Below are 19,693 nucleotides of genomic sequence, written 5' to 3'. Positions count from 1 at the left end.
GACGTGCATGCCGACGACGAGCCCGGGTGCGGCGCGGTCGAGGTCAGCGAGGTGCTCCTGGGCGGTGGTCACGACGGGCCAGCAGGTACGCCTGGGCCGTACGCTCCCGACCTTCCTCGGGTTCGCGCACCGTCCGCGCGTGGACGCGCAGGCCGGCCTCGTCGAGCAGCTCGGCGACGCGTTCCGGGCGGTGCCGGTGGAAGTCGAGGGCGACCCCGTGTCCGAGCGCCTCCGTCAGGTGCAGCAGGTCGTCGCCGGTCTGGAACGCGAGCAGCACCTGGCCTCCCGGCGCCAGGACCCGCGCGAACCCGGCGAGGACCCGGGGCAGCAGGTCGTCCGGGATGTGGATGATCGAGTAGTAGGCGAGCAGGCCGGTGACGGACCTGTCCGGGAGGTCGAGGTCGGTCATGGAGCCGGTGCCGAACGTCAGGTGCGGGTGCAGCCGCCGGGCCGCGCCGACCATGCCCGGGGAGAGGTCGATCCCGGCCACGTCGAGCCCGAGGTCGTGCAGGTGGGCCGTGACGCGGCCGGTGCCGCACCCGATGTCGACGACTCGCCCGCCACCGGCCGTCTGCACGAGCTCGGCGAACGTCGCGAGCAGCGCGCGGTCCAGAGGCTTGGACGCGAGCTCGTCACGGAAGTGCTCGGCGTAGTCGCGTGCGATGGCGTCGTAGGACGCCCGGGTACGGCGTACGAAGCCCGGCTCGGCGGTCATCCGATGGCCTTGCTCGCCTCGATCAGATGCCGCGCGGAGTGGGCGACGAACGGGCCCGCGCCGACGGCGTGGCAGCTCGCTCGCGCCTGGCCCGATGCCGAGCTGGTCCCGTCGCCGACACCGGCAGCGCCACCATGGGCCGGCACCTGCCGGCCGCGGTCGAGCGGTTCGTCCGGTCCTGACCGGCAGGTGGCGAGACTCGTCATCATGACGAGAAGTCGTGGTGGACGGCTTCGACGTTGTTGCCGTCGAGGTCGCGCAGGAAGACGCCGTAGTAGCCGGGGTGGTACTCCGGCCAGACACGCGGCGCGTGCAGGATCTCGGCGCCCGCGGCCGTCGCGCGGGCGTGCACCTCGTCCACCGCGGTCCGGGACGGCGCGGTGAACGCGACGTGCACCTCCCTCCCGGCCGCGACGCCGGCCGGGCCGAGCCAGAAGTGCGGGAACCCGTCCGGCCCGGAGAGCCCGACGACCAGGCCGCCGTCACGGGCGAACCGCATCGCCTCGCCCACGCCCAGCGGCGCGAACACGTCGACGTAGAACGCGGTGGCCGCGGCGACGTCGGAGACCTGGATCGAGAGATGGTCGAGCATGGCGGGGACGGTAGCGCGAAGGTCAGGGCTTGATCTGCAGGTTTCCGTCGACGACGGTGACGGCACCGCCGGCCAGCAGCACACGGTCGCCCGCAACGGTGGTGCGGACGAGCCCGCCGCGCCGCGACGCCTGCAGCCCGACTAGCTCGGGCCGCCCGAGCCGCGCCGACCAGAACGGGGCGAGCGCGGTGTGGGCACTGCCCGTCACCGGGTCCTCCGGGACGCCGACGGCGGGTGCGAAGAAGCGCGAGACGTAGTCGTGGCCGGCACCCGGCGCCCCGGCCGCGGTGACGATCAGGCCCCGCCACGGCAGCCGGAAGAGCGCGGTGAGGTCGGGATCGGCCGCGCGCACGGCCTGCTCGTCGGCGACCTCGACGAGCAGGTCGCCCAGTGACCCGGTCTCGTGGGCGGCGACGACCGGCAGCCCGACGGCCTCGGCCACCCCGTCCGGGACGGGCACTCCGGTGACGGTGGCGAGCGGGAAGTCGAGCGTGATCCGGCCGTCGGCGGCGACGTCGGCGCGCAGCACGCCGGAGCGCGTGGCGAACCGGACCGGCCCGTCGAGCAGGCCGTCGGCGTGCAGAGCGTGGGTGGTGGCGAGGGTGGCGTGGCCGCACAGGTCCACCTCGACGGCTGGCGTGAACCAGCGCAGCGCCCAGTCGGCGTCGTCCCCTGGGGGCAGCGGGTGGGCAAAGGCCGTCTCCGCGAGGTTCATCTCGGCGGCCACGTCCTGCATCCACGCGGCGGACGGCCACTCGTCGAGCAGACAGACCCCGGCGGGATTGCCGGCGAAGGGACGGTCGGTGAAGGCGTCGATGATCCTGATCCGCATGGGCCGACGGTAGAGCCCGCCGCGCGGGAGGGGCACGGCCAATTCCCGGGCCGTGGCCACGGACCCCACCGGTGGTGGGGTCCGTGGCGGTGGTCAGGCGACCGGGCCGCGCGCGGCGGTGACGGTGCCGATCCGCCCTGCGAGCTCCGAGGGGACCGCCCACTCGGCAGGGACGCCGGTGGCGCTGGCCCCGTGCGCGATCGCCGCCCGGACAACCGCCTCGGCGTCGGCCTCGGTGACGCGGGTGAAGCGGACGCGGGCCTTGCCCGGGCCGTCGACCGCCACGACCCCGTCCTCGGGGCAGCCCCCGAGACAGGCGACACCGCGCACCTGTACGTCCGTCGCTCCTGGCTCCCGCTCCAGCGCGGCTCGCAGCGCTCGGCCGAACTCGCCGGTGACTCTGCGGTCGTAGCGCGGGCAGGTCCGGCAGACCAGCAGCGTCACGCGGCGGGCTCCTGGTGACCCGGATCCTTGTGGAAGTGACCGTCCTTCATGATCGCGTTCAGCTTGTCCTGGTCCTGCAGGACGGTGATGTCCGCGATCGGGTCGCCGTCCACGAGGATGAGGTCGGCCAGGTAGCCGGGCTGGACCTTGCCCAGGTCGTCGGGGCGCAGCATGATCTCGCCGCCCAGCGCCGTGGCCGAGAGGATCGCCTCCATCGGCGTGAACCCGAGCAGCTCGACGAAGTGCTCGAGGTCGCGCGCGTAGGTGCCGTGAGGCGTCCAGGCGAAGCCGTAGTCGCCGCCGGGCAGGATCTTGACGCCGCGCGCGTGCATCTCGCGCAGCCCCTTGATCGCCTGCTCCAGCTCCTTCTTGTAGCCGACGGCCTCGGCGGCCGCCTGCGGGAAGCCGAACGACTCCGCCTCGTAGAGGGTGGCGACGAGCCAGTTGATGCCGGGTGCGACGAACACCCAGTCCTTCGCCTCCTCGAGCATGTCCAGGCCCTCGGCGTCGGTGAAGCTCGCGTGGTAGATGATGTCGAGCCCGTTGCGCAGGCACATCTTCACGCTCTCGGCGCTGCGCGCGTGGGCGCAGACGCGCTTGCCGCGGCGGTGCGCCTCGTTCACCGCGGCGGCCACCTCCTCGTCGGAGAAGTAGGTGTCCTCCGCGCGCTGGGTACCGGTGATCTCCTCGCCCGTCATCGACAGCTTCACCTGGTCGACGCCCAGCGCGATCAGCTCGCGCACGGCCTTGCGCATGCCCTCGGGACCGTCGGCGAACTTCGTGATCGACGAGATCAGCGCGCCGCCGGTGACCGCGATCTCCGGCCCGTTGGCCAGGTAACGGGGGCCGGGGATCCGGCCGGCGTTGATGGCTTCGCGACAGACGACGTCGAGGCGGTCCTTCGCGGACGCGGCGCCGACGCACATGGTGTAGCCGGAGTCGATGTAGGTCTTCGCCGACTCCACGCACGCCAGGATGTGCTCCTCGACGGGCATGGTGCCCAGGCCGTCCAGGTCGGCGCTGTTGATCCAGGAGAAGTGCGTGTGGGCGTCGCACAGGCCGGACATCAGGGTGCGGCCGCGCCCCTCGACCACGCGGGCGCCCTCGGCGCGGGCGGCGTCGACGGTGCCGACGGCGGCGATGCGGTCGTCCTCGACGAGGACGTCGCCGGGATAGGGGTCGGCTCCGGTGGAGTCGAGGATGCTGACGTTGCGGAACAGGACGGTGCTCATCCGGGGGTCTCCTCGGCGGTGAGGGTTACAGGAATTTGAGCAGGAGTTCGGTGACGGGACGGGCCGCCTCGAGCGCGGTCCAGTGCCCGATGCCTTGCACGATCTCGACGCTCGCGTCCCCGTGGGCGGCGGCGAGCTCGTGGCTGGCCTCGGGCGGTCCGACCTTGTCGTCGGTGCCGGTGACCAGCAGCAACGGCAGCGTGGGGGCGATCGGGCCGGGGTCGGTGGCGGTCGCGAGTGCCTCGCAGTTGCGCGCGTAGCCCTCGGCGTCCTGACGCATGACGAGCTCGCGCACGAACGCGGCGACCTCCGGCTTGTCCCGCCGCGTGGTCTCCGACAACGCGTTGGCCACGACGCCTGGTGCGACCGCGGCGGTGCCCTTCTCGCGGAGCACGGCGGCACGGTCGCGTTGCGCCTGGCGTCCGGCCTCGGCGGGCTCACGGACCGCCCCGAGCAGGGCCATCGCGGAGACCTTGCCCGGGTAGCGGGTGGCCAGGTCACGGACGACGAGCGTGCCCATCGAGTGCCCGACCACCGCGGCCGACTCCACGCCGAGCGCGTCCAGCACGGCGGCGAGGTCGTCGGCGTGGCTCGTGATCGAGATGCCGTCGGCGACGGGGGAGCGGCCCGCTCCCGCGGAGTCGACGCGGATCACCCGGAACCGCTCGGCCAGCGCGTCGGCCTGGACCTGGTAGAAGTTCGACGTCCCGCCGAGCCCGTGCACGAGCAGGACCGCGGGGCCCTCCCCGTCCACCTCGACGGCCAGTTCCTTCCCGTTGACGTCCATCAGGCCACCTGGTTCCGCTGCGCGCCGAGCCCGGTGATCGACACCTCGACGACGTCGCCGCTGGCCATGAACCTCGGCGGGTCGAACCCGATGCCGACGCCCGCCGGCGTGCCCGTGGCGATGATGTCGCCGGGCAGCAGCGTGATGCCCGCGGACAGCCTGGCGATCAGCTCGGGGATGTCGAAGATCAGGTCCTTCACCGGCGCCGACTGACGGGGCTCCCCGTTGACGCGGCTCTCCACCATCAACGCCGTGACGTCGTCGATCTCGTCGGCGGTGACGGCGTAGGGGCCCATCGGGCAGTGCGTGTCGAGAGACTTCCCGATCAGCCACTGCTTGTGGGTGCGCTGCAGGTCGCGCGCGGTGAAATCGTTGATGATCGTGTAGCCCCACACGTGGGCGTGGGCGTCGTCGCGGGTGATGCCGCGCCCGCCCGTGCCGATGATGACGCCCAGCTCGGCCTCGTAGTCCAGCTCGCTCGTGACGTCGTGGTGGGGGTCGATGTCGTCGAACGGCCCGTTGACCGACGTGGTGGCCTTGGAGAACACCACCGGGTGCTCGGGCATGGCCTCGGAGCGGTCGGGGCTGTCGTAGCCGCTGCGGCCGAACTCGACGACGTGGTCACGGTAGTTCTTGCCGACGCAGAAGATGTTGCGCCGCGGCCGCGGGATCGGGGCGAGCAGTCGCACGTCGGCGAGGGCGAGCTCGGGCGCATCCCCGTTCAGCGCCGGGGCGAGCTCGGCCCACTCCTCGACGAGGCCGAGCAGCCCGGCGCCGGCCGGGAGCAGCCCGGTCACGTCGCGCACCACCTCCCGCTCGACGTCGACGACGCCCACGCGTTCGTCGGATCCGGTGGAGAACGAGACAAGCTTCATTGCTGCACCAATCTGAACCAATTGTTACCAATGTTGGCCAGCGCGGAACCGTACCTCCCGATTCCACAGGTGTCGAGGGGTCAGATATTGGTATCGATTGGTTCAGCGGCTACGCTGCAGCGGTGTCGACCGTGGAACAGTCCCTGCGCGCGCTGCTCGACGACGGCTCGTTCACGCCCGGCGCCAAGCTGCCCACCGAGCGCGCGCTGGTCGAGCGCCTCGCCGCCCCGCGCAGCGCGATCCGCCGGGCCCTGGACGTGCTGGAGGAGGACGGGCTCGTCGTCCGGCACGTGGGGCGCGGCACGTTCCTCACCGACGCCTCACAGCGCAGCGGTACCGCGCCCGCCGACACCAGTCCGGCCGAGATCATGCAGGTCCGGCTCGTGATGGAGCCGCCGGTGGCCGCGCTCGCCGCCCGCGTCGCCACCCAGGCCGACCTCGACCGCATCACCCGCTGCCTGCAGCGCGGAGGGGACGCCGACGGGTTCGAGGGCTTCGAGTCCTGGGACGCCAGGCTGCACCAGGCCATCGCCCAGGCGGCCCACAACGGGCTGCTCATGAGCATGTTCGACGTCATGAACGCCGCCCGCGCGCTACCGGTGTGGGGCAGCCTCAAGCGACGCACGTCCACGCCGGAGCGGCGGGCCTGCTACCGCGCCGAGCACAACGCGGTGGTCGACGCGCTGCGCGACCGCGACTCCTCCGGCGCCCACGACGCCATGCGCGCCCACCTGGAGAACGTGGCCGACAACCTGCTCGGCCGTCACTGACGCCGGCTGAGGGCCACGAGCCGCAGCTCGCCGGTCCCGGGGTTGTTCAGCGCCACCAGGCCCAGCCCGTCGAGGAAGAGCACCGCTCCCGTGGTGAACCGGCGCCGGGCGCCCCGGGAGCAGCAGAGGTCGACCGCCCCCTGCTCGACGACGACGAGCGCGCCGCGCCACTCCTCGTCGACGAAGGGCAGGGTCGCCCCGGCGGACAGGGTCACCGCGTGCCGGCGGAACCGCTGCCCGGGCCGCAGGGGAATGGGCAGCGCGTCGTCCGGGTCGTCCACGCCGCAACCTCCCCGGCCGCCGGCGGCGGCTCGTGAAGGGCAGACCTGCGGCCTGCTCGTAACTCATCGCCCGGAGCCCGGGGGAGGGTGGGCTCCGGGACGGGGTGACGGGCGGTTCGCGTCGCTCCACGACCCCCGCGGCCCGTGGGGGTTACCGCGTCGAGGTCATCGGGGCGCCATCCGCAGCGCGCCGTCCATGCGGATGGTCTCGCCGTTGAGGTAGTCGTGCTCCGCGATCATCGTGACGAGCTTCGCGAACTCCTCCGGCTGCGCCAGCCGCTGCGGGAACGGCACGCCCGCGCTGAGGGTGGCGCGGAACTCCTCGCTGACGGTGGCGAGCATCGGGGTATCGACGATGCCGGGGGCGATGGTCATGACCCGGATGCCGAACTGGGCGAGGTCGCGGGCCGCGGTGATCGTCATGCCGGCGACACCGGACTTCGACGCCGCGTAGGCGATCTGGCCGATCTGGCCCTCGAACGCCGCCACCGACGCGGTGTTGACCACGACGCCGCGCTGGCCGTTCTCGTCGGCCTCGAGGGTGGACATGGCCTCGGCGCCCAGCCGCATGACGTTGAACGTGCCGAGCAGGTTGACCTTGAGCACGGTGTGGAACAGCTCGAGGTCGTGCGGGCCCTTGCGGCTCAGGACCCGGGCCGAGGGGCCGATGCCCGCGCAGTTGACGACGGTGCGCAGCTCGGCGCCGTCGTCGGCGATGCGGGCCAGCGCCTCGCGGACCGGCGCCTCCTCGGTGACGTCGGCGGCGAGCAGCGTGACGCCGTCCGGGGGCGTGCCGTTGGCGACGGCCTTCTCCAGGTCCAGGCCGTACACGGTGGCACCCTGAGCGGCGAGGGCGGCGGCGGTGGCCGCGCCCAGGCCGGACGCGGCGCCCGTCACGAGTGCGGCGGTTCCGGTGATCTGCATGGCGTTGTCTCCTACTTCGCGAGCTGGCGGCTGATCACCAGGCGCTGGATCTGGTTGGTCCCCTCGAAGATCTGGGTGATCTTCGCTTCGCGCATGTAGCGCTCGACGGGGAAGTCGCGGGTGTAGCCGTAGCCGCCGAACACCTGCACGGCGTCGGTGGTGACCTTCATGGCCGCGTCGGTGGCGATCAGCTTCGCGACGCTGGCCTGGCGGGAGTAGTCGCGTCCGGCGTCGCGGCGGCGGGCGGCGTCGAGGTAGGTGGCGCGCGACGAGTCGACGGCGGCGGCCATGTCGGCGAGCAGGAAACCCAGGCCCTGGTGGTCGATGATCTTCTTGCCGAACGCGCTGCGCTCGTGGGCGTAGTCGACGGCGGCGTCGAGCGCGGCCTGCGCGAGCCCGGTGGCGACGGCGGCGATGCCCAGGCGACCCGAGTCCAGGGCGCTGAGCGCGATGGGCAGCCCCTGGCCCTCGGCGCCGATGAGCCGGTCGGCGTCGATCACGGCGCCGTCCCAGTGGGCGGTGACCGTCGGGATGGCGTGCAGGCCCATCTTCTCCTCGGGCCTGCCGAACGACAGGCCGTCGGCGGAACCGGGAGCGAGGAAGCAGGAGACACCGCGCGAGCCCTCGCCGGTGCGGGCGAACAGCGAGTAGAAGTCGACGATGCCGCCGTGGGTGATCCACGCCTTGGTGCCGGTGATCTTGTACCCGGCGTCGACCTTCTCCGCCTTGCAGGTGAGCGCCGCGGCATCGGACCCGGCCTGCGGCTCCGACAGCGAGTAGCCGCCGATCATCTCGCCGGCGAGCATCTTCGGCAGCCACTTCTCCTGCTGCGCAGGCGTGCCGAACGCCGCGAGCGGGTGGCACGACAGCCCGTGCACGCTGACGGCCACGGCCACCGCGGCCCAGCGCATCGCGAACTCCTCGAGCACCTGCAGGTAGACCTCGTAGGGCTGCCCGCCGCCGCCGTGCTCCTCGGGGTAGGGCAGGCCCAGCAGGCCGGCCTCGCCCAGCGTCGCGAAGAGTCCCCCGGGGTAGGTCTCGGCCTTCTCGTGCTCGTCGACACGGGTGGCGAGCTCCTTGTCGGAGATGTCGCGGACGAGATCGAGCAGGTCCTCGGCCTCCTGGGTGGGCAGCATCCGGTCGACGGGCACGACGGTCTCCAAACAGTACGATTGAGGGTACGATCGTACTGTGCAGAGTACAGCTCGGGTGACTCGGCGTCAGGCGGAACTCTTCGACCAGCTCGTCACACTCTTCCTCGCCGAGGGCTTCCGCGACTTCACCATCGACGCCCTCGCCGCCCGCCTGCGCTGCTCCAAGACCACGCTCTACGCGCTGGCCGGCACCCGTGAGGCCCTGGTGCGGGCCGTGGTCGTGCACTTCTTCCGCGGCGCCACCGAGCGGGTCGAGGCCGGGCTCGCCGCGGCGGCGGACCCGCGCGACCGGATCGTCGCCTACCTGCACGGGGTGGCCGCCCAGCTGGAGCCCGCGTCGCCCGCGTTCTTCGACGACGTCGCGGCCGCTCCGGTGGTACGTGAGGTCTACGAGCAGAACACCCGTGCCGCCGCCCGCCGCGTCGAGCAGCTCGTGGCCGAGGGCGTGGCGAGCGGCGCGTTCCGGCCGGTGCACGTGCGGTTCGTGGCCGACGTCCTGAGCGCCACGATGGTGCGCATCCAGCAGCGCGAGGTGGCCGAGGCCACCGGACTGGGCGACGCCGACGCCTACACCGAGCTCGCGGCGCTGGTGGTGCGCGGCCTCACGCCGTGAACGTCGCCTGATCCACGAACGTCACGGTGGGCTCGATCCGCACGGGCGTCGCGAGGCTGTTGGCGATGAAGCACTCCCTGTGCGCCACCTCGACGAGGTGTCGCACGCGGTCCTCGGACGGCGCTCCGGTCCTCGGATCCGGGGCCAGCACGATGCGCGGGCGCAGCACGATCTCGTCGAGCCGCATCGGCTGCGCGGCCCCGGACTCCGCCATGGTCGCCGTGGCGTCGTCGCGGTAGTCGCGGACGTCGAGCCGCGCCCGCGCCGCGACGGCGAGGAACGACAGCAGCTGGCACGACGACGCGGCCATCACCACGAGCTGCTCCGGGTTGAGCCGCGCAGGGTCGCCGAGGAACGCCGGATCGGACGACAGCGTGAGCGACTCCGGGCCGGCCGCCATCCTGTGCGACCGGTCGTAGTCGCGGTAGCCCACCGCTGTGGAGCCCGACCATGAGCAGGTCGCGGAGTACCGGTGCACGGTCGACGACACGACCGGAGCTTAGTGCGGTGGCCACGAGCGACCCGGCGACGTCCGTGGCCACCGCACTAGGTCGCGAGGGCCAGCAGGAGTGAGGCCAGTTCGGCGGGGCGGTTCTCCGGCACCATGTGCGTGGTCGCGATCTCGTGGTAGCGCCAGGCGTCCGATGCCCGGGCCCGCGCGGCCGAGGCCTCGAACGTCGCACCGTTCGGGTCCTGCGTCGCACGGATGTAGGTGCGGCCGAACGGCCGCTCCTCCAACGGAGTGCGCAGCCGCACCGGCTCGGTGAGCGTGCGCACCGGCTGGCCTGTACGGCGCGGGTTCGACCAGGCACCGACGTCCGGGTCGTCGTACTCGCGGGGACTCGCCGGCACCAGCCACGGCGCGCCGATGCCGTCGGTCGTCCCGCCGAGCGCGCCGCCCGTCATCGACGCGACGCTGTCGCCGTCGTCGGGGAGGAACGCGTCGAGCAGGACGAGCTCGCGCACGCGGTCGCCGATCTGCTCCAGCGCCCCGCTCACGACCATGCCGCCGTAGGAGAAGCCGAGCAGCACGATGTCGCGCAGATCCTCGTAGCGGACCGCGTTGACGACGTCGAGCACGTGCGTGGAGAGGTCTACCAGCGGCCCGGTCAGGTGCGAGCGCTCGCCGATGCCCGTCAGGCTCGGCGTGAGCACCTCGTGGCCCTCGGCGTGCAGCGCGCGGCGCACGTGCCGGAAACCGTACGAGCCGCCCCACGCCCCGTGGACCAGCACGTAACGGGCCATCAGCGGGTGGGTACGCCCGCGTCGCGCGAACCGGCGGGGTCGGCGGCCGTACGGCCCGCGAGCGGGCCCTTCGTGCGGCGCCGCAGGAAGCCGCTGCCCTTCTTGAGCACCTTGCTGGCGGTGTTCGGGCCCTTGCGCGACTCGATGAGGTCACCGACCTTGCCCAGCAGCCACGCCAGGATGGGAGCGCCGACCGCCAGGATCAGCCACATCCGCAGCCGCCGCGAGAAGAAAGCCCACATGTCGGTCCAACCGCCCCTTCGTGGCCGGGCGTCCGCCCGTGTGCCGAGTCTAGAACGCGACCCCCGTCGGCCGCCCGACGGAGCGTTCCCGGGCAGATCTCGAAACGGTCTCCCCCGAGTTGCCGCCACCCGATCGTGGGTGCAGGGTTCGCCCCCACACGACACCGGGGGGTCCACCGTGATCAGGTCAGCCAGGCGTCTGCATCTCCTCGCCGTCGCGGCCGCCGCCGCACTCGCGCTCGCGGCCTGCGCCGACGACGGCTCCGCACCCGCACTGCCGGGGCAGGCCGACACCAGCACCTATGACGCGGTCATCGCCGGCTCGCCGGTGGCCGACCCGTCGGCCATCGCGGCGGGATCATGGGCCGACAAGATCAAGCAGCGCGGCACGCTCAACGTCGGCGGCACCGACGCCGGACCGCTGTTCTCCCTGAAGGACCCCGCCACGGGCAAGGTCACCGGCTTCGACGCCGGCCTGTCGCAGATGCTCGCGCACTACATCACCGGCAAGACCGGGAACGCGACGCAGCTGACGATCACCACCGTCGACACGCGCGAGACGCTGCTGCAGAACAACACCGTCGACGCCGTGTTCGCCACGTACACGATCACGCCGCAGCGGGCGCAGAAGGTGGCGTTCGCGGGGCCGTACTACGAGTCCGGTGACGCGATCATGGTCAAGGCAGACAACACCTCGATCAGAGGAGTCGGGGACCTGGCCGGCAAGACCGTCGCCACCGAGGCCAACTCCACCGCCGTGCTCGCGCTGCAGAAGGCCGTGCCCACCGCGAAGACCCTGCTCTTCCAGGAGGACGCCCAGTGCGTCGCCGCGGTGCAGCAGGGCCGGGCCGACGCCTACGTTCTCGACCAGGGCATCCTCATCTCCGACGCGAGCACCAACCCGGCGGTCAAGGTCGTCGGCACGCCGTTCACGCAGGAGCCCTACGGCGTCGGGCTGCCGCTGAACGACCCGACGGCCAAGGCGTTCGTGAACGACTGGCTGCAGAAGATCTACGCCGACGGCAGCTGGGCGAAGCTCTGGAAGGCCACGATCGGCACAGTCGTCAAGGGTGACGCCCCCGCGCCGCCGGCGATCGGCTCCGCCGACGGGGCCTGACCACACCGCCATGGGTGTCGTCACCGAGAACCTGGGGCTCCTGCTCGGCGGGCTGCTCGTCACGCTCGAGCTGACGGCGCTGGCCTTCGTCGGCGCGCTGCTGCTGGGCACGGTGCTCGCGGTGTTCCGCGTGAGCCCGATCCCGCCGCTGCGCGCCGCCGGCGCCGTCTACGTCGAGGTGCTGCGGAACATGCCGCTGCTCTCGCTGCTCGTGTTGTTCGTGTTCGGGCTGCCCGACATCGGGCTGACGTTCCCGCTCTTCGCCTCCGCGGCGATCTGCCTCGGGGCGTTCGGTGCGGCGTTCGTCTGCGAGGCGATGCGCGGCGGCATCAACGCCGTGCCCGTGGGGCAGGCCGAGGCGGCGCGGGCGCTGGGGTTCACGTTCACCCAGTCGCTGCGTCACGTGATCCTGCCGCCCGCGTTCCGGACGATGGTGCAGCCGCTGGTGAACATCTTCATCGGCATCGCGCTCGGGTCGTCGCTGGCGGCGGCGGTCGGGGTCGACGAGCTGACGAACGTCACGCAGGTGCTCAACCTGCAGTCGGCGGAGGCCGTGGTGCTGTTCCTGGTCAGCGGCGCGATGTACCTCGCGATCGCGCTGCTCGGCGGTGCGGCCGGCGGGTTCCTGGAGCGCAGGCTCTCGTGGCGGGCGCGATGACGGCCGTGCGCGGGGAACGGCGCCAGGGTGACGCTGTCCGCGCACGAGCCCTTGCGGTGGAGTCGTGACGGCCTCGCGCGTGCTGTTCGACGAGCCCGGCCCGCGTGGGCGAGCCCGGATCCGGCTGTTCACCTTTCTGGGCCTGGTCCTGCTGGCCGCGCTGGTGGCGCTCGCGGTGTGGCAGTTCGCGAGGAGCGGGCAGCTCGGGCGCAGCCGGTGGGCTCCGTTCCTGCAGATCCCCTACATCCGCTTCCTCGGGCAGGGCCTGGTCGGCACGCTCGTCGCGACCGCGCTCGCCGCCGTCCTGTCGTTCCCGCTCGGGGTCGTGCTGGCCCTGGGACGGCTGTCGCGGACGCGGCCGGTGTGCTGGGTGTCCACGGCGTACGTCGAGTTGTTCCGTGGCGTGCCGCTGCTCCTGCTCATCTACGCGTTCCTGCTCGCGCTGCCCCGGTTCGGGATCAATCTCCCGCTGCTGTGGAAGCTCGTCGTCCCGATCGTGCTGGTCAACACGGCGGTGCTGGCCGAGATCTTCCGCGCGGGCGTCAACGCCGTCGACCGCGGGCAGTTCGAGGCGGGTGTCGCGGTGGGGATGCGCGAGGGGACGGTGATGCGGGTGGTTGTGCTGCCGCAGGCCGTCCGGCTGGTGGTACCCACGCTGGTGACGCAGCTCGTGGCGCTGCTCAAGGACTCCACGCTCGGGTACGTCGTCAGCTACCCGGAGCTGATGAAGCAGGGCAACAACCTCACCGTCTACACCCACCTGCTGGTGCAGACCTATCTGATCGTCGCCCTCATCTACGTGGTGGTGAACTTCGCGCTGTCGCGGCTGGCGTCACGGCTGGAGAGCCGGACGGGGCAGCGGACGCGACGCGCCAGAGCGGGATCCGGCGGCGCAGGCACTCCGGTGCCGGGGCGGCCGGTGGCCGCGGCGCCGGCGACCCTGGCCTGACGTCGAGAAACCCGGGGCCGCGCGGGCCGTGGCGGCGTATCGTCACGGTGGTGACGGGTGACCGTCCGGTCCTGATGGGCCTGCTGCTCTACCTCCTGGTCGCGGCCGCGCCGACGCTCCTGTTCTGGCTGGCCCTGCGGCTGCTTCCGGCTGCCGTCGAACGGATCGACGACTGGTGGGCGCGGCGGCACGCCCCGCCCCCGCCGCGCCTCGAGTCGGCGGTGGCCAACCTGCGCCGGCTGCGTCGCGAGGTGCGCGGCGGTGCGGCGCCCACTCAGGTTCGCAGGCTCGCGCTCTACTCCGCCTACGACGCCACGCTGATCCAGGTGTGCGGGATCGTGGGCGTGGACGCCCCGCTCGGCTCGGCCAGCGAGTCCGACCGTGCGTTCGCCCGCCTGCTGACCGAGGCCGAGCTCGAGGAGGCGGGGATCGCGCTCGACCCGCCTTCCGGTGGGACGGCTGCGGCATGATGCGCACGGGGGCTGCCGTCTCCGCCGGCAGTAAAATCTTCTTTACCGTGCCGGGAACGCCCGGTGCGGTTCGCGCGTTGAAGTGGTCGAACAGCGCGATCGCATTCCGAGGAGGAACAGGTGCGCAGCAGTAGCAACCCGGCTTTCCGTAACCTGCCCAAGGGGCAGGCCGGCGGATACGCCACTTTCGACCGCCAGGGCGGCGGCGCGATGGGTGGCGCCGCCGCTTACGCCGACGCCCGGGCCTCGCAGGTCGGGTACGGGCGCGCCGAGGTCGGCGAGCGTCCGATCACCGTCGACGACATCGTCATGAAGACAGCCCTGTCGGCCGGTACCGCGCTGGTCACGGGCATCCTCACGGCCGTCACGGGCGCGTACGTCCTCGCGCTCCCGGCGTTCATCGTCGGGTTCATCGTGTCGCTGGTGCTGATCTTCAAGCCGAACCTCGCGAAGGCACCGCTGGTGCTGGTCTACTCCGCCGCGATGGGCATCGCGCTCGGGGCGATCACCGGCCTCTTCAACAACATCTACCCCGGCATCGCGCTGCAGGCCGTCGTCGGCACCGCCGGAGTGTTCATCGGCATGCTGGTGGTCTACAAGACCGGCGCCGTGCGGGTCACGCCGCGGTTCACCAAGTGGTTGATGGGCGCACTGGTCGGCGTCGTCGTGCTGATGCTGTTCAACCTGGTGATGAGCCTGTTCGGCATCAACACCGGCCTGCGTGACGGCGGCCCGCTGGCCATCGTCTTCAGCCTCGTCGTGATCGGGGTGGCGGCGTTCAGCCTGCTGCTCGACTTCGACCAGGCCGACCGGGCCATCCGCGGTGGTGCCCCGGCGAAGTTCGCGTGGTACATCGCCTTCGGCCTCATGACCACGCTGGTGTGGCTCTACCTGGAGATCCTGCGCCTGTTGAGCTACCTGCGTCAGAGCTAGCTCCTGCCGCAGACGCGAAACGACCCGGCACCCCTGTCCGACGGGGGTACCGGGTCGTTGCGTTCTACGGGTCAGCTCAGGCGCTCGAGCACCATCGCCATGCCCTGGCCGCCGCCGACGCACATCGTCTCGAGCCCGATGGTCTTGTCGTGGGTGCGCAGGCCGTTCAGCAGCGTGGTGGTGATGCGGGCGCCGGTCATGCCGAACGGGTGGCCGAGCGCGATCGCGCCGCCGTTGACGTTCAGCTTGTCCTCGTCGATGCCCAGGTCGCGGGCCGATGGGAGGACCTGCGCGGCGAACGCCTCGTTGATCTCGACGAGGTCGATGTCGTCGATCGTCATGCCGGCGAGCGCCAGCGCCTTCTTCGAGGCCTCCACGGGGCCGAGGCCCATGATCTCGGGCGAGAGGCCCGAGACGCCGGTGGAGATGACGCGCGCGAGCGGGGTGAGCCCCAGCTCGGCGGCCTTGGTGTCGGACATGATGACCAGAGCCGCGGCGCCGTCGTTGAGGGGGCACGCATTGCCCGCGGTGATCAGGCCGTCGGGCCTGAACACCGGCTTGAGCTGCGAGACACCCTCGTAGGTGGTGCCGGCGCGGGGGCCGTCGTCGGTGGAGACGACGGTGCCGTCGGGCAGCGTGACCGGGGTGATCTCATGGGCGAAGAAGCCGTCGGCGATGGCCTTCTCGGCGAGGTTCTGCGAGCGGACGCCGAAGCGGTCCATGTCCTCGCGGGTGACGCCCTTGGCGCGCGCCAGGTTCTCCGCGGTCTGCCCCATCGCGATGTAGACGTCGGGGACGTTGCCCTCGGTGCGCGGGTCGGTCCAGGTGTCGGCGCCCGACTCGGCGCTGGCCTTCGTCCGCTCGCCGGCCTCGGCGAACAGCGGGTTCTGCGTGTCGGGCAGCGAGTCCGAGTTGCCCTTGGCGAACCGCGACACGGTCTCGACACCGGCGGAGATGAACACGTCACCCTCGCCGGCCTTGATCGCGTGCAGCGCCATGCGCGTGGTCTGCAGCGACGACGAGCAGTAGCGGGTGATGGTGGTGCCGGGCACCGAGTCGTAGCCCAGCGCCACGGCCACGACGCGGGCCATGTTGTAGCCCTGCTCGCCGCCGGGGAGGCCGCAGCCGAGCATGAGGTCGTCGATGGTGGTGGGGTCGAGCTCGGGTACCTGCGCCAGCGCGGCCTGCACCATCTGCACGGTCAGGTCGTCGGGGCGGATGCTCGCCAGCGAGCCCTTGAACGCACGGCCGATCGGGGATCGGGCCGCCGCGACGATCACGGCTTCGGGCATCGTCGTTCTCCTTGGTGAGGGGGCATGCTCTCGTCGGCGAGCGTACTCATGGGTAACCGCAGGTGGCTCGCCCTGCGCGCGTGACGTGGCCCGCTCACCTCGCAGACCTTCTCCCACTTCGCAGGGCTGCAGACCCTGCGAGGATGCAGGAACGTCGGCGACGACCGCAAACCTGACAGACCTCGTCATGTTTGGCTGTCATGCTCGTCGCATGGCCACCTGGAAGGACGTCGAGGACGCCGCCCCCGAGCTCGCCGCGCGGGCCCGCCGGATCCTCGACGCGCACAAGCACAAGACCGTCGCCACGCTCCGGGCCGACGGGGCGCCCCGGATCTCCGGCATCGAGTGCACCTTCATCGACGGCGAGCTGACCTTCGGGTCGATGCCCGGTGCGCGCAAGGGCGCCGACCTGCACCGCGACGCACGGTTCGCGCTGCACAGCGCCTCGGTGGACCCGCCCGAGGGCGACGAGGCCGTGTGGCCCGGCGACGCGAAGGTGGCCGGGCGCGCCGTGTACGTGGGGCAGCTCGCCGGCCCACCCGACGGCGACCTGTTCCGTGCCGACGTCGGCGAGGTGGTGGTCACCCGGCTCACCGAGGACGCGACGGCCCTGCTGATCGAGACGTGGACGCCCGGGCGCGGGCTCCGCCGCATCGAACGCGCGTGAGCGGGGTCAGAGCCCGTCCCGGTCCGGGTTCTCCCGAATGCGCTCGGCCAGCAGCCCGCGCAGCTTCGTCAGTGCGCGGTGCTGCGTCACGCGCACCGCGCCCGGCGTGGATCCCACGATGCGGGCGGTCTCGTCGGCGCTGTACTGCAGCGCCACCCGCAGCACCAGGACCTCGCGGTGGGCCGGGGTGAGCGCCTCCAGCAGCTCGCGGAGCAGTCCGACATCGGAGCTGAAGACGGCGACGTCCTCGGGGCTCAGCGCGTCCTCCTTGGAGTCGGGCACAGCCTCGGTGGGGTCGGAGCGGTCACGTCCCGACGCTCTGAAGGCGTCCACCACCTTGTTGCGGGCGATGCCGTAGACGAACGCCATGGAGGCCGTCTCGCCCGGCCGGAAGCGTCCCAGGGCCCCGCAGACGGCCAGCAGGACGTCCTGCGCCACGTCCTCGGCGGTGAGCAGCCCGATGCCCTCGCCCATTCGCGCGCGGCAGTAACGCACCACGGGCGTCCTGATCAGCTCGAGGAACCGGTTCAGCGCCTCCGCGTCCCCCGCCGTGGCCCGCCCCGCCAGCGCGTCGAGCTCCACCTCATTCTTGTTCTTGTGCCCGGCGCTCTCGTGCCCACTGTTCTCGTGCCCTGTGTTCTCGTGGTTCTCGTGCGCAGCGTTCTTCTCCACGACGCGGTTCACCCCCTCCCGGCCCCCCTCCGGGTCGTGCCCCGCGCCGTCCTCTCCGTGCCCGGCCACTACAGGCGTGCCCCTCCTGCTGGGTGCTGCATGGTTCCGCGCCGCCGGGCGGCACACCGAAGTGCATGTGCCGTCCGAACGACATCGGGGAGCTGACGCAGAGGGCTCCGTTCACCCGGCCGATGTGCCCGTCGGCACCGGTAGAGCGCTCTGAGGTTGCGAAGAGTAGTAGGTCGGCGGTGTGGTCTGCGCCACGGAGGGGGTGGAGCGCGAGATCCGTACGAGTCCGTACAGCCGCCGACGACGCTGGTGAAGGCGCTACGCGGGCTCCGACGAGCGGGAACCCGCCCGGCGGGACCGCGCCCGCCGGTAGCTGTGGACGAGCAGCGCGAGCAGGACCACGCCGGAGAGCACGAGGCTCGATCCGGTGGCCAAGCCACCGAGCGGGAGCGCCGGGACGAGCCCCCGGATGACCCCGGCCGCGATCAGCGCCAGGCCGGCGGGCGCCGAGCCGGTGATCCGCGGCGGAGACGACACGCTCTCCTCGGCGGCCCTCATCGCGCGGTCCCGCACGGGGCCGACGTACATCTCGACGGCCGGGAACTCGGTGGCCAGGATGATCAGCCCGGCCGGCACGAGCAGCAGGCCCGGCCCGGGGAGCACGAGGAGCACCACACCGACGACCGGCACCGCCCCGCCCGCGACGGGCACGGCCATCCGTTTGGCGGCGTTGGACCTGTTCTCGTGCCCCGTGCGCAGATCCTCCCCCTCGTGCCGGTGATCAACGTACGGGCTCCGTGGCCCGTTCCCCCGGTCCAGGACCCGTGCCCCGGGTGCGACGATGGACGCATGCACTACGTCGAGCACGTCGCCGACCTGGTCGGGAACACTCCACTCGTCCGGCTCGGGGCGGTCGCCGAGGGAATCGGGGCCACGGTCCTGGCCAAGGTCGAGTACTTCAACCCCGGTGGCAGCGTGAAGGACCGCATCGCGCTCCGCATGATCGAGGCCGCCGAGGCCTCCGGTGAGCTCCGTCCCGGCGGCACGATCGTGGAGCCCACGTCGGGCAACACCGGCGTCGGGCTGGCCATGGTGGCGCAGCGCAAGGGCTACAAGTGCGTGTTCGTCTGCCCGGACAAGGTCAGCGAGGACAAGCGCAACGTCCTGCGCGCGTACGGGGCCGAGGTCGTGGTCTGCCCGACCGCCGTGGACCCGGACCACCCGGACTCCTACTACAAGACGTCGGACCGCCTCGTCGACGAGATCGACGGCGCCTGGAAGCCCAACCAGTACGCGAACGTCAACAACCCCGAGTCGCACTACCTCAGCACCGGCCCGGAGATCTGGGAGCAGACCGGCGGGCAGATCACGCACTTCGTCGCGGGCATCGGCACCGGCGGCACCATCAGCGGCACCGGGCGATACCTCAAGGAGGTGTCCGGAGGCCGCGTCCAGGTGATCGGCGCCGACCCGGAGGGCTCCGTCTACTCCGGCGGCTCGGGCCGGCCGTACCTCGTGGAGGGTGTCGGCGAGGACTTCTGGCCCACCACCTACGACAAGGACATCTGCGACCGGATCATCGCGGTCTCCGACGGCGACTCCTTCGACATGACGCGCAGGCTGGCCCGCGAGGAGGCGCTGCTCGTCGGCGGCTCGTGCGGGATGGCCACGGTCGCGGCGCTGCGGCTGGCCGCCGACCTCCCGGACGACGCGGTGGTGGTCGTCCTGCTGCCCGACGGCGGCCGCGGCTACCTGGGCAAGGTCTTCAACGACGCGTGGATGTCGGGCTACGGCTTCCTTCCGCCGTCGCAGGGCTCCACCGTGGGTGACGTGCTGCGCCGCAAGGACGGCTCGATGCCCGATCTCGTGCACGCCCACCCGAACGAGACCGTCGCCGACGCCGTGCACTACCTGCGCGAGTTCCACGTCTCGCAGATGCCCGTGGTGCGGGCCGAGCCGCCCGTGATGGCGGCCGAGGTCGCGGGCGCGGTCGTCGAGCGCGACCTGCTCGACGCGCTGTTCACCGGCCGCGCGCAGCTGTCGGACCGGCTGGAGAAGCACATGTCCGGCCCGCTGCCGACGATCGGCGCGGGGGAGGCGCTGGAGACGGCGATGGGCGCGTTCGCGAAGGCCGACGCCGCCCTGGTGCTGGTGGACGGCAAGCCCGCAGGCGTCGTCACCCGCTCGGACGTGCTGGCGTTCCTCGGCTCGTGAGGGCCA

At 72.0% G+C, this 19,693-nt stretch carries 25 protein-coding genes; 9 read left to right on the top strand and 16 right to left on the bottom strand.

Translation table 11 applies throughout. The annotated features are described in order from the left end of the window. Nucleotides 1–43: 43 nt before the first annotated feature. The 7 genes from JWR81_RS11310 to JWR81_RS11280 form a co-directional block, all read right to left on the bottom strand. Entirely contained in the window at nucleotides 44–715 is a 672-nt protein-coding gene (locus tag JWR81_RS11310; protein WP_297650290.1) for a class I SAM-dependent methyltransferase, read from the bottom strand. A gap of 205 nt (nucleotides 716–920) precedes the next feature. Continuing rightward, entirely contained in the window at nucleotides 921–1,307 is a 387-nt protein-coding gene (locus tag JWR81_RS11305; protein WP_297650288.1) for a VOC family protein, read from the bottom strand. Between the two features lie 22 nt (nucleotides 1,308–1,329). Then, nucleotides 1,330–2,139 (bottom strand): PhzF family phenazine biosynthesis protein, encoded by an 810-nt coding sequence (locus JWR81_RS11300; protein ID WP_297650286.1) that lies wholly within the window; start codon nucleotides 2,137–2,139, stop codon nucleotides 1,330–1,332. A 93-nt stretch (nucleotides 2,140–2,232) separates the two neighbouring features. Beyond that, nucleotides 2,233–2,583 (bottom strand): DUF1636 family protein, encoded by a 351-nt coding sequence (locus JWR81_RS11295; RefSeq protein WP_297650284.1) that lies wholly within the window; start codon nucleotides 2,581–2,583, stop codon nucleotides 2,233–2,235. After that, nucleotides 2,580–3,815, bottom strand: coding sequence for an amidohydrolase family protein (locus JWR81_RS11290; protein ID WP_297650282.1), 1,236 nt, complete (start codon nucleotides 3,813–3,815; stop codon nucleotides 2,580–2,582). Before JWR81_RS11290 ends, JWR81_RS11295 begins: the two co-directional genes overlap by 4 nt. 25 nt (nucleotides 3,816–3,840) lie before the next feature. After that, nucleotides 3,841–4,602 (bottom strand): alpha/beta hydrolase, encoded by a 762-nt coding sequence (locus JWR81_RS11285; RefSeq protein WP_297650280.1) that lies wholly within the window; start codon nucleotides 4,600–4,602, stop codon nucleotides 3,841–3,843. Further along, complete coding sequence (locus JWR81_RS11280) at nucleotides 4,602–5,477, bottom strand: fumarylacetoacetate hydrolase family protein (RefSeq protein ID WP_297650278.1); 876 nt, start codon at nucleotides 5,475–5,477, stop codon at nucleotides 4,602–4,604. Before JWR81_RS11280 ends, JWR81_RS11285 begins: the two co-directional genes overlap by 1 nt. A 122-nt stretch (nucleotides 5,478–5,599) precedes the next feature. On the opposite strand from JWR81_RS11280, the gene JWR81_RS11275 reads away from it, so the two are divergent. After that, on the top strand, nucleotides 5,600–6,247 hold the full coding sequence (locus JWR81_RS11275) for a FadR/GntR family transcriptional regulator (RefSeq protein WP_297650276.1): 648 nt from the start codon (nucleotides 5,600–5,602) through the stop codon (nucleotides 6,245–6,247). Here JWR81_RS11275 and JWR81_RS11270 read toward each other — a convergent pair. From JWR81_RS11270 to JWR81_RS11260, 3 genes are all read right to left on the bottom strand, one after another. Then, nucleotides 6,241–6,528: a hypothetical protein gene (locus tag JWR81_RS11270; protein WP_297650274.1), complete on the bottom strand. Its 288-nt coding sequence runs from the start codon at nucleotides 6,526–6,528 to the stop codon at nucleotides 6,241–6,243. The genes JWR81_RS11275 and JWR81_RS11270 overlap by 7 nt on opposite strands. Nucleotides 6,529–6,693: 165 nt before the next feature. Continuing rightward, the gene (locus JWR81_RS11265) at nucleotides 6,694–7,452 is read right to left on the bottom strand and encodes an SDR family NAD(P)-dependent oxidoreductase (protein WP_297650273.1); all 759 of its coding nucleotides are present in this window, start codon (nucleotides 7,450–7,452) and stop codon (nucleotides 6,694–6,696) included. Nucleotides 7,453–7,463: 11 nt separating this feature from the next. Beyond that, complete coding sequence (locus tag JWR81_RS11260; RefSeq protein WP_297650271.1) at nucleotides 7,464–8,603, bottom strand: acyl-CoA dehydrogenase family protein; 1,140 nt, start codon at nucleotides 8,601–8,603, stop codon at nucleotides 7,464–7,466. Nucleotides 8,604–8,661: 58 nt separating this feature from the next. Between JWR81_RS11260 and JWR81_RS11255 the strand changes: the two genes are divergently transcribed. Then, nucleotides 8,662–9,219: a TetR/AcrR family transcriptional regulator gene (locus tag JWR81_RS11255; protein WP_297650269.1), complete on the top strand. Its 558-nt coding sequence runs from the start codon at nucleotides 8,662–8,664 to the stop codon at nucleotides 9,217–9,219. Here JWR81_RS11255 and JWR81_RS11250 read toward each other — a convergent pair. Genes JWR81_RS11250 through JWR81_RS11240 form a run of 3 tightly spaced genes read right to left on the bottom strand, consistent with a single transcriptional unit; the run spans nucleotide 9,209 to nucleotide 10,706 of the window. Continuing rightward, the gene (locus JWR81_RS11250; RefSeq protein WP_297650267.1) at nucleotides 9,209–9,709 is read right to left on the bottom strand and encodes an OsmC family protein; all 501 of its coding nucleotides are present in this window, start codon (nucleotides 9,707–9,709) and stop codon (nucleotides 9,209–9,211) included. The genes JWR81_RS11255 and JWR81_RS11250 overlap by 11 nt on opposite strands. Before the next feature lie 56 nt (nucleotides 9,710–9,765). Beyond that, a complete protein-coding gene (locus tag JWR81_RS11245) occupies nucleotides 9,766–10,464 on the bottom strand; it encodes an alpha/beta fold hydrolase (protein ID WP_297650265.1) in 699 nt (232 codons plus the stop codon). Then, nucleotides 10,464–10,706 carry a hypothetical protein gene (locus JWR81_RS11240; protein WP_297650263.1) on the bottom strand — a complete coding sequence of 81 codons (243 nt, stop codon included), beginning with the start codon at nucleotides 10,704–10,706 and terminating at the stop codon, nucleotides 10,464–10,466. The genes JWR81_RS11245 and JWR81_RS11240 overlap by 1 nt, the downstream gene beginning before the upstream one ends. Before the next feature lie 178 nt (nucleotides 10,707–10,884). On the opposite strand from JWR81_RS11240, the gene JWR81_RS11235 reads away from it, so the two are divergent. The 5 genes from JWR81_RS11235 to JWR81_RS11215 all read left to right on the top strand — a co-directional run bounded on the left by JWR81_RS11235 (nucleotide 10,885) and on the right by JWR81_RS11215 (nucleotide 14,833). Continuing rightward, complete coding sequence (locus tag JWR81_RS11235) at nucleotides 10,885–11,823, top strand: glutamate ABC transporter substrate-binding protein (protein ID WP_297650256.1); 939 nt, start codon at nucleotides 10,885–10,887, stop codon at nucleotides 11,821–11,823. A 10-nt stretch (nucleotides 11,824–11,833) separates the two neighbouring features. After that, entirely contained in the window at nucleotides 11,834–12,481 is a 648-nt protein-coding gene (locus JWR81_RS11230) for an amino acid ABC transporter permease (RefSeq protein ID WP_297650254.1), read from the top strand. Nucleotides 12,482–12,545: 64 nt separating this feature from the next. Beyond that, a complete protein-coding gene (locus JWR81_RS11225; RefSeq protein WP_297650252.1) occupies nucleotides 12,546–13,430 on the top strand; it encodes an amino acid ABC transporter permease in 885 nt (294 codons plus the stop codon). A 50-nt stretch (nucleotides 13,431–13,480) separates the two neighbouring features. Next, nucleotides 13,481–13,900 (top strand): hypothetical protein, encoded by a 420-nt coding sequence (locus tag JWR81_RS11220; RefSeq protein ID WP_297650250.1) that lies wholly within the window; start codon nucleotides 13,481–13,483, stop codon nucleotides 13,898–13,900. Nucleotides 13,901–14,020: 120 nt separating this feature from the next. Further along, nucleotides 14,021–14,833, top strand: a complete 813-nt coding sequence (locus tag JWR81_RS11215; protein WP_297650248.1) for a Bax inhibitor-1/YccA family protein — start codon at nucleotides 14,021–14,023, stop codon at nucleotides 14,831–14,833. 71 nt (nucleotides 14,834–14,904) lie between these two features. Here JWR81_RS11215 and JWR81_RS11210 read toward each other — a convergent pair whose 3' ends face one another. After that, entirely contained in the window at nucleotides 14,905–16,125 is a 1,221-nt protein-coding gene (locus tag JWR81_RS11210) for an acetyl-CoA C-acetyltransferase (RefSeq protein WP_297650246.1), read from the bottom strand. A gap of 211 nt (nucleotides 16,126–16,336) precedes the next feature. Here JWR81_RS11210 and JWR81_RS11205 point away from each other — a divergent pair, with 211 nt between their 5' ends. After that, on the top strand, nucleotides 16,337–16,792 hold the full coding sequence (locus JWR81_RS11205) for a pyridoxamine 5'-phosphate oxidase family protein (protein ID WP_297650244.1): 456 nt from the start codon (nucleotides 16,337–16,339) through the stop codon (nucleotides 16,790–16,792). Between the two features lie 6 nt (nucleotides 16,793–16,798). On the opposite strand, the gene shbA is transcribed toward JWR81_RS11205, so the two are convergent. After that, nucleotides 16,799–17,533, bottom strand: a complete 735-nt coding sequence (gene shbA, locus JWR81_RS11200; RefSeq protein ID WP_297650242.1) for an RNA polymerase sigma factor ShbA — start codon at nucleotides 17,531–17,533, stop codon at nucleotides 16,799–16,801. A 258-nt stretch (nucleotides 17,534–17,791) separates the two neighbouring features. Beyond that, complete coding sequence (locus tag JWR81_RS11195; protein ID WP_297650240.1) at nucleotides 17,792–18,190, bottom strand: PGPGW domain-containing protein; 399 nt, start codon at nucleotides 18,188–18,190, stop codon at nucleotides 17,792–17,794. Between the two features lie 132 nt (nucleotides 18,191–18,322). Between JWR81_RS11195 and JWR81_RS11190 the strand changes: the two genes are divergently transcribed. Beyond that, nucleotides 18,323–19,687, top strand: a complete 1,365-nt coding sequence (locus JWR81_RS11190) for a cystathionine beta-synthase (RefSeq protein ID WP_297650238.1) — start codon at nucleotides 18,323–18,325, stop codon at nucleotides 19,685–19,687. The last annotated feature ends 6 nt before the right edge of the window (nucleotides 19,688–19,693 follow it).

The sequence above is a fragment of the Pseudonocardia sp. genome (assembly GCF_025965585.1).
Taxonomy (GTDB): Bacteria; Actinomycetota; Actinomycetes; order Mycobacteriales; family Pseudonocardiaceae; genus Pseudonocardia.
Note: the sequence above shows the minus strand (reverse complement) of the source record. Positions and strands in the feature narration are given on the sequence as shown.

What these genes read in the sequence shown, in the direction of transcription:
- JWR81_RS11310 (WP_297650290.1), bottom strand. Translation starts at nt 715, where the DNA reads ATGACCGCCGAGCCGGGCTTCGTACGCCGTACCCGGGCGTCCTACGAC.
- JWR81_RS11305 (WP_297650288.1), bottom strand. Translation starts at nt 1,307, where the DNA reads ATGCTCGACCATCTCTCGATCCAGGTCTCCGACGTCGCCGCGGCCACC.
- JWR81_RS11300 (WP_297650286.1), bottom strand. Translation starts at nt 2,139, where the DNA reads ATGCGGATCAGGATCATCGACGCCTTCACCGACCGTCCCTTCGCCGGC.
- JWR81_RS11290 (WP_297650282.1), bottom strand. Translation starts at nt 3,815, where the DNA reads ATGAGCACCGTCCTGTTCCGCAACGTCAGCATCCTCGACTCCACCGGA.
- JWR81_RS11285 (WP_297650280.1), bottom strand. Translation starts at nt 4,602, where the DNA reads ATGGACGTCAACGGGAAGGAACTGGCCGTCGAGGTGGACGGGGAGGGC.
- JWR81_RS11280 (WP_297650278.1), bottom strand. Translation starts at nt 5,477, where the DNA reads ATGAAGCTTGTCTCGTTCTCCACCGGATCCGACGAACGCGTGGGCGTC.
- JWR81_RS11265 (WP_297650273.1), bottom strand. Translation starts at nt 7,452, where the DNA reads ATGCAGATCACCGGAACCGCCGCACTCGTGACGGGCGCCGCGTCCGGC.
- JWR81_RS11245 (WP_297650265.1), bottom strand. Translation starts at nt 10,464, where the DNA reads ATGGCCCGTTACGTGCTGGTCCACGGGGCGTGGGGCGGCTCGTACGGT.
- JWR81_RS11240 (WP_297650263.1), bottom strand. Translation starts at nt 10,706, where the DNA reads ATGTGGGCTTTCTTCTCGCGGCGGCTGCGGATGTGGCTGATCCTGGCG.
- JWR81_RS11230 (WP_297650254.1), top strand. Translation starts at nt 11,834, where the DNA reads ATGGGTGTCGTCACCGAGAACCTGGGGCTCCTGCTCGGCGGGCTGCTC.
- JWR81_RS11210 (WP_297650246.1), bottom strand. Translation starts at nt 16,125, where the DNA reads ATGCCCGAAGCCGTGATCGTCGCGGCGGCCCGATCCCCGATCGGCCGT.
- JWR81_RS11205 (WP_297650244.1), top strand. Translation starts at nt 16,337, where the DNA reads ATGGCCACCTGGAAGGACGTCGAGGACGCCGCCCCCGAGCTCGCCGCG.
- JWR81_RS11195 (WP_297650240.1), bottom strand. Translation starts at nt 18,190, where the DNA reads ATGGCCGTGCCCGTCGCGGGCGGGGCGGTGCCGGTCGTCGGTGTGGTG.
- JWR81_RS11190 (WP_297650238.1), top strand. Translation starts at nt 18,323, where the DNA reads ATGCACTACGTCGAGCACGTCGCCGACCTGGTCGGGAACACTCCACTC.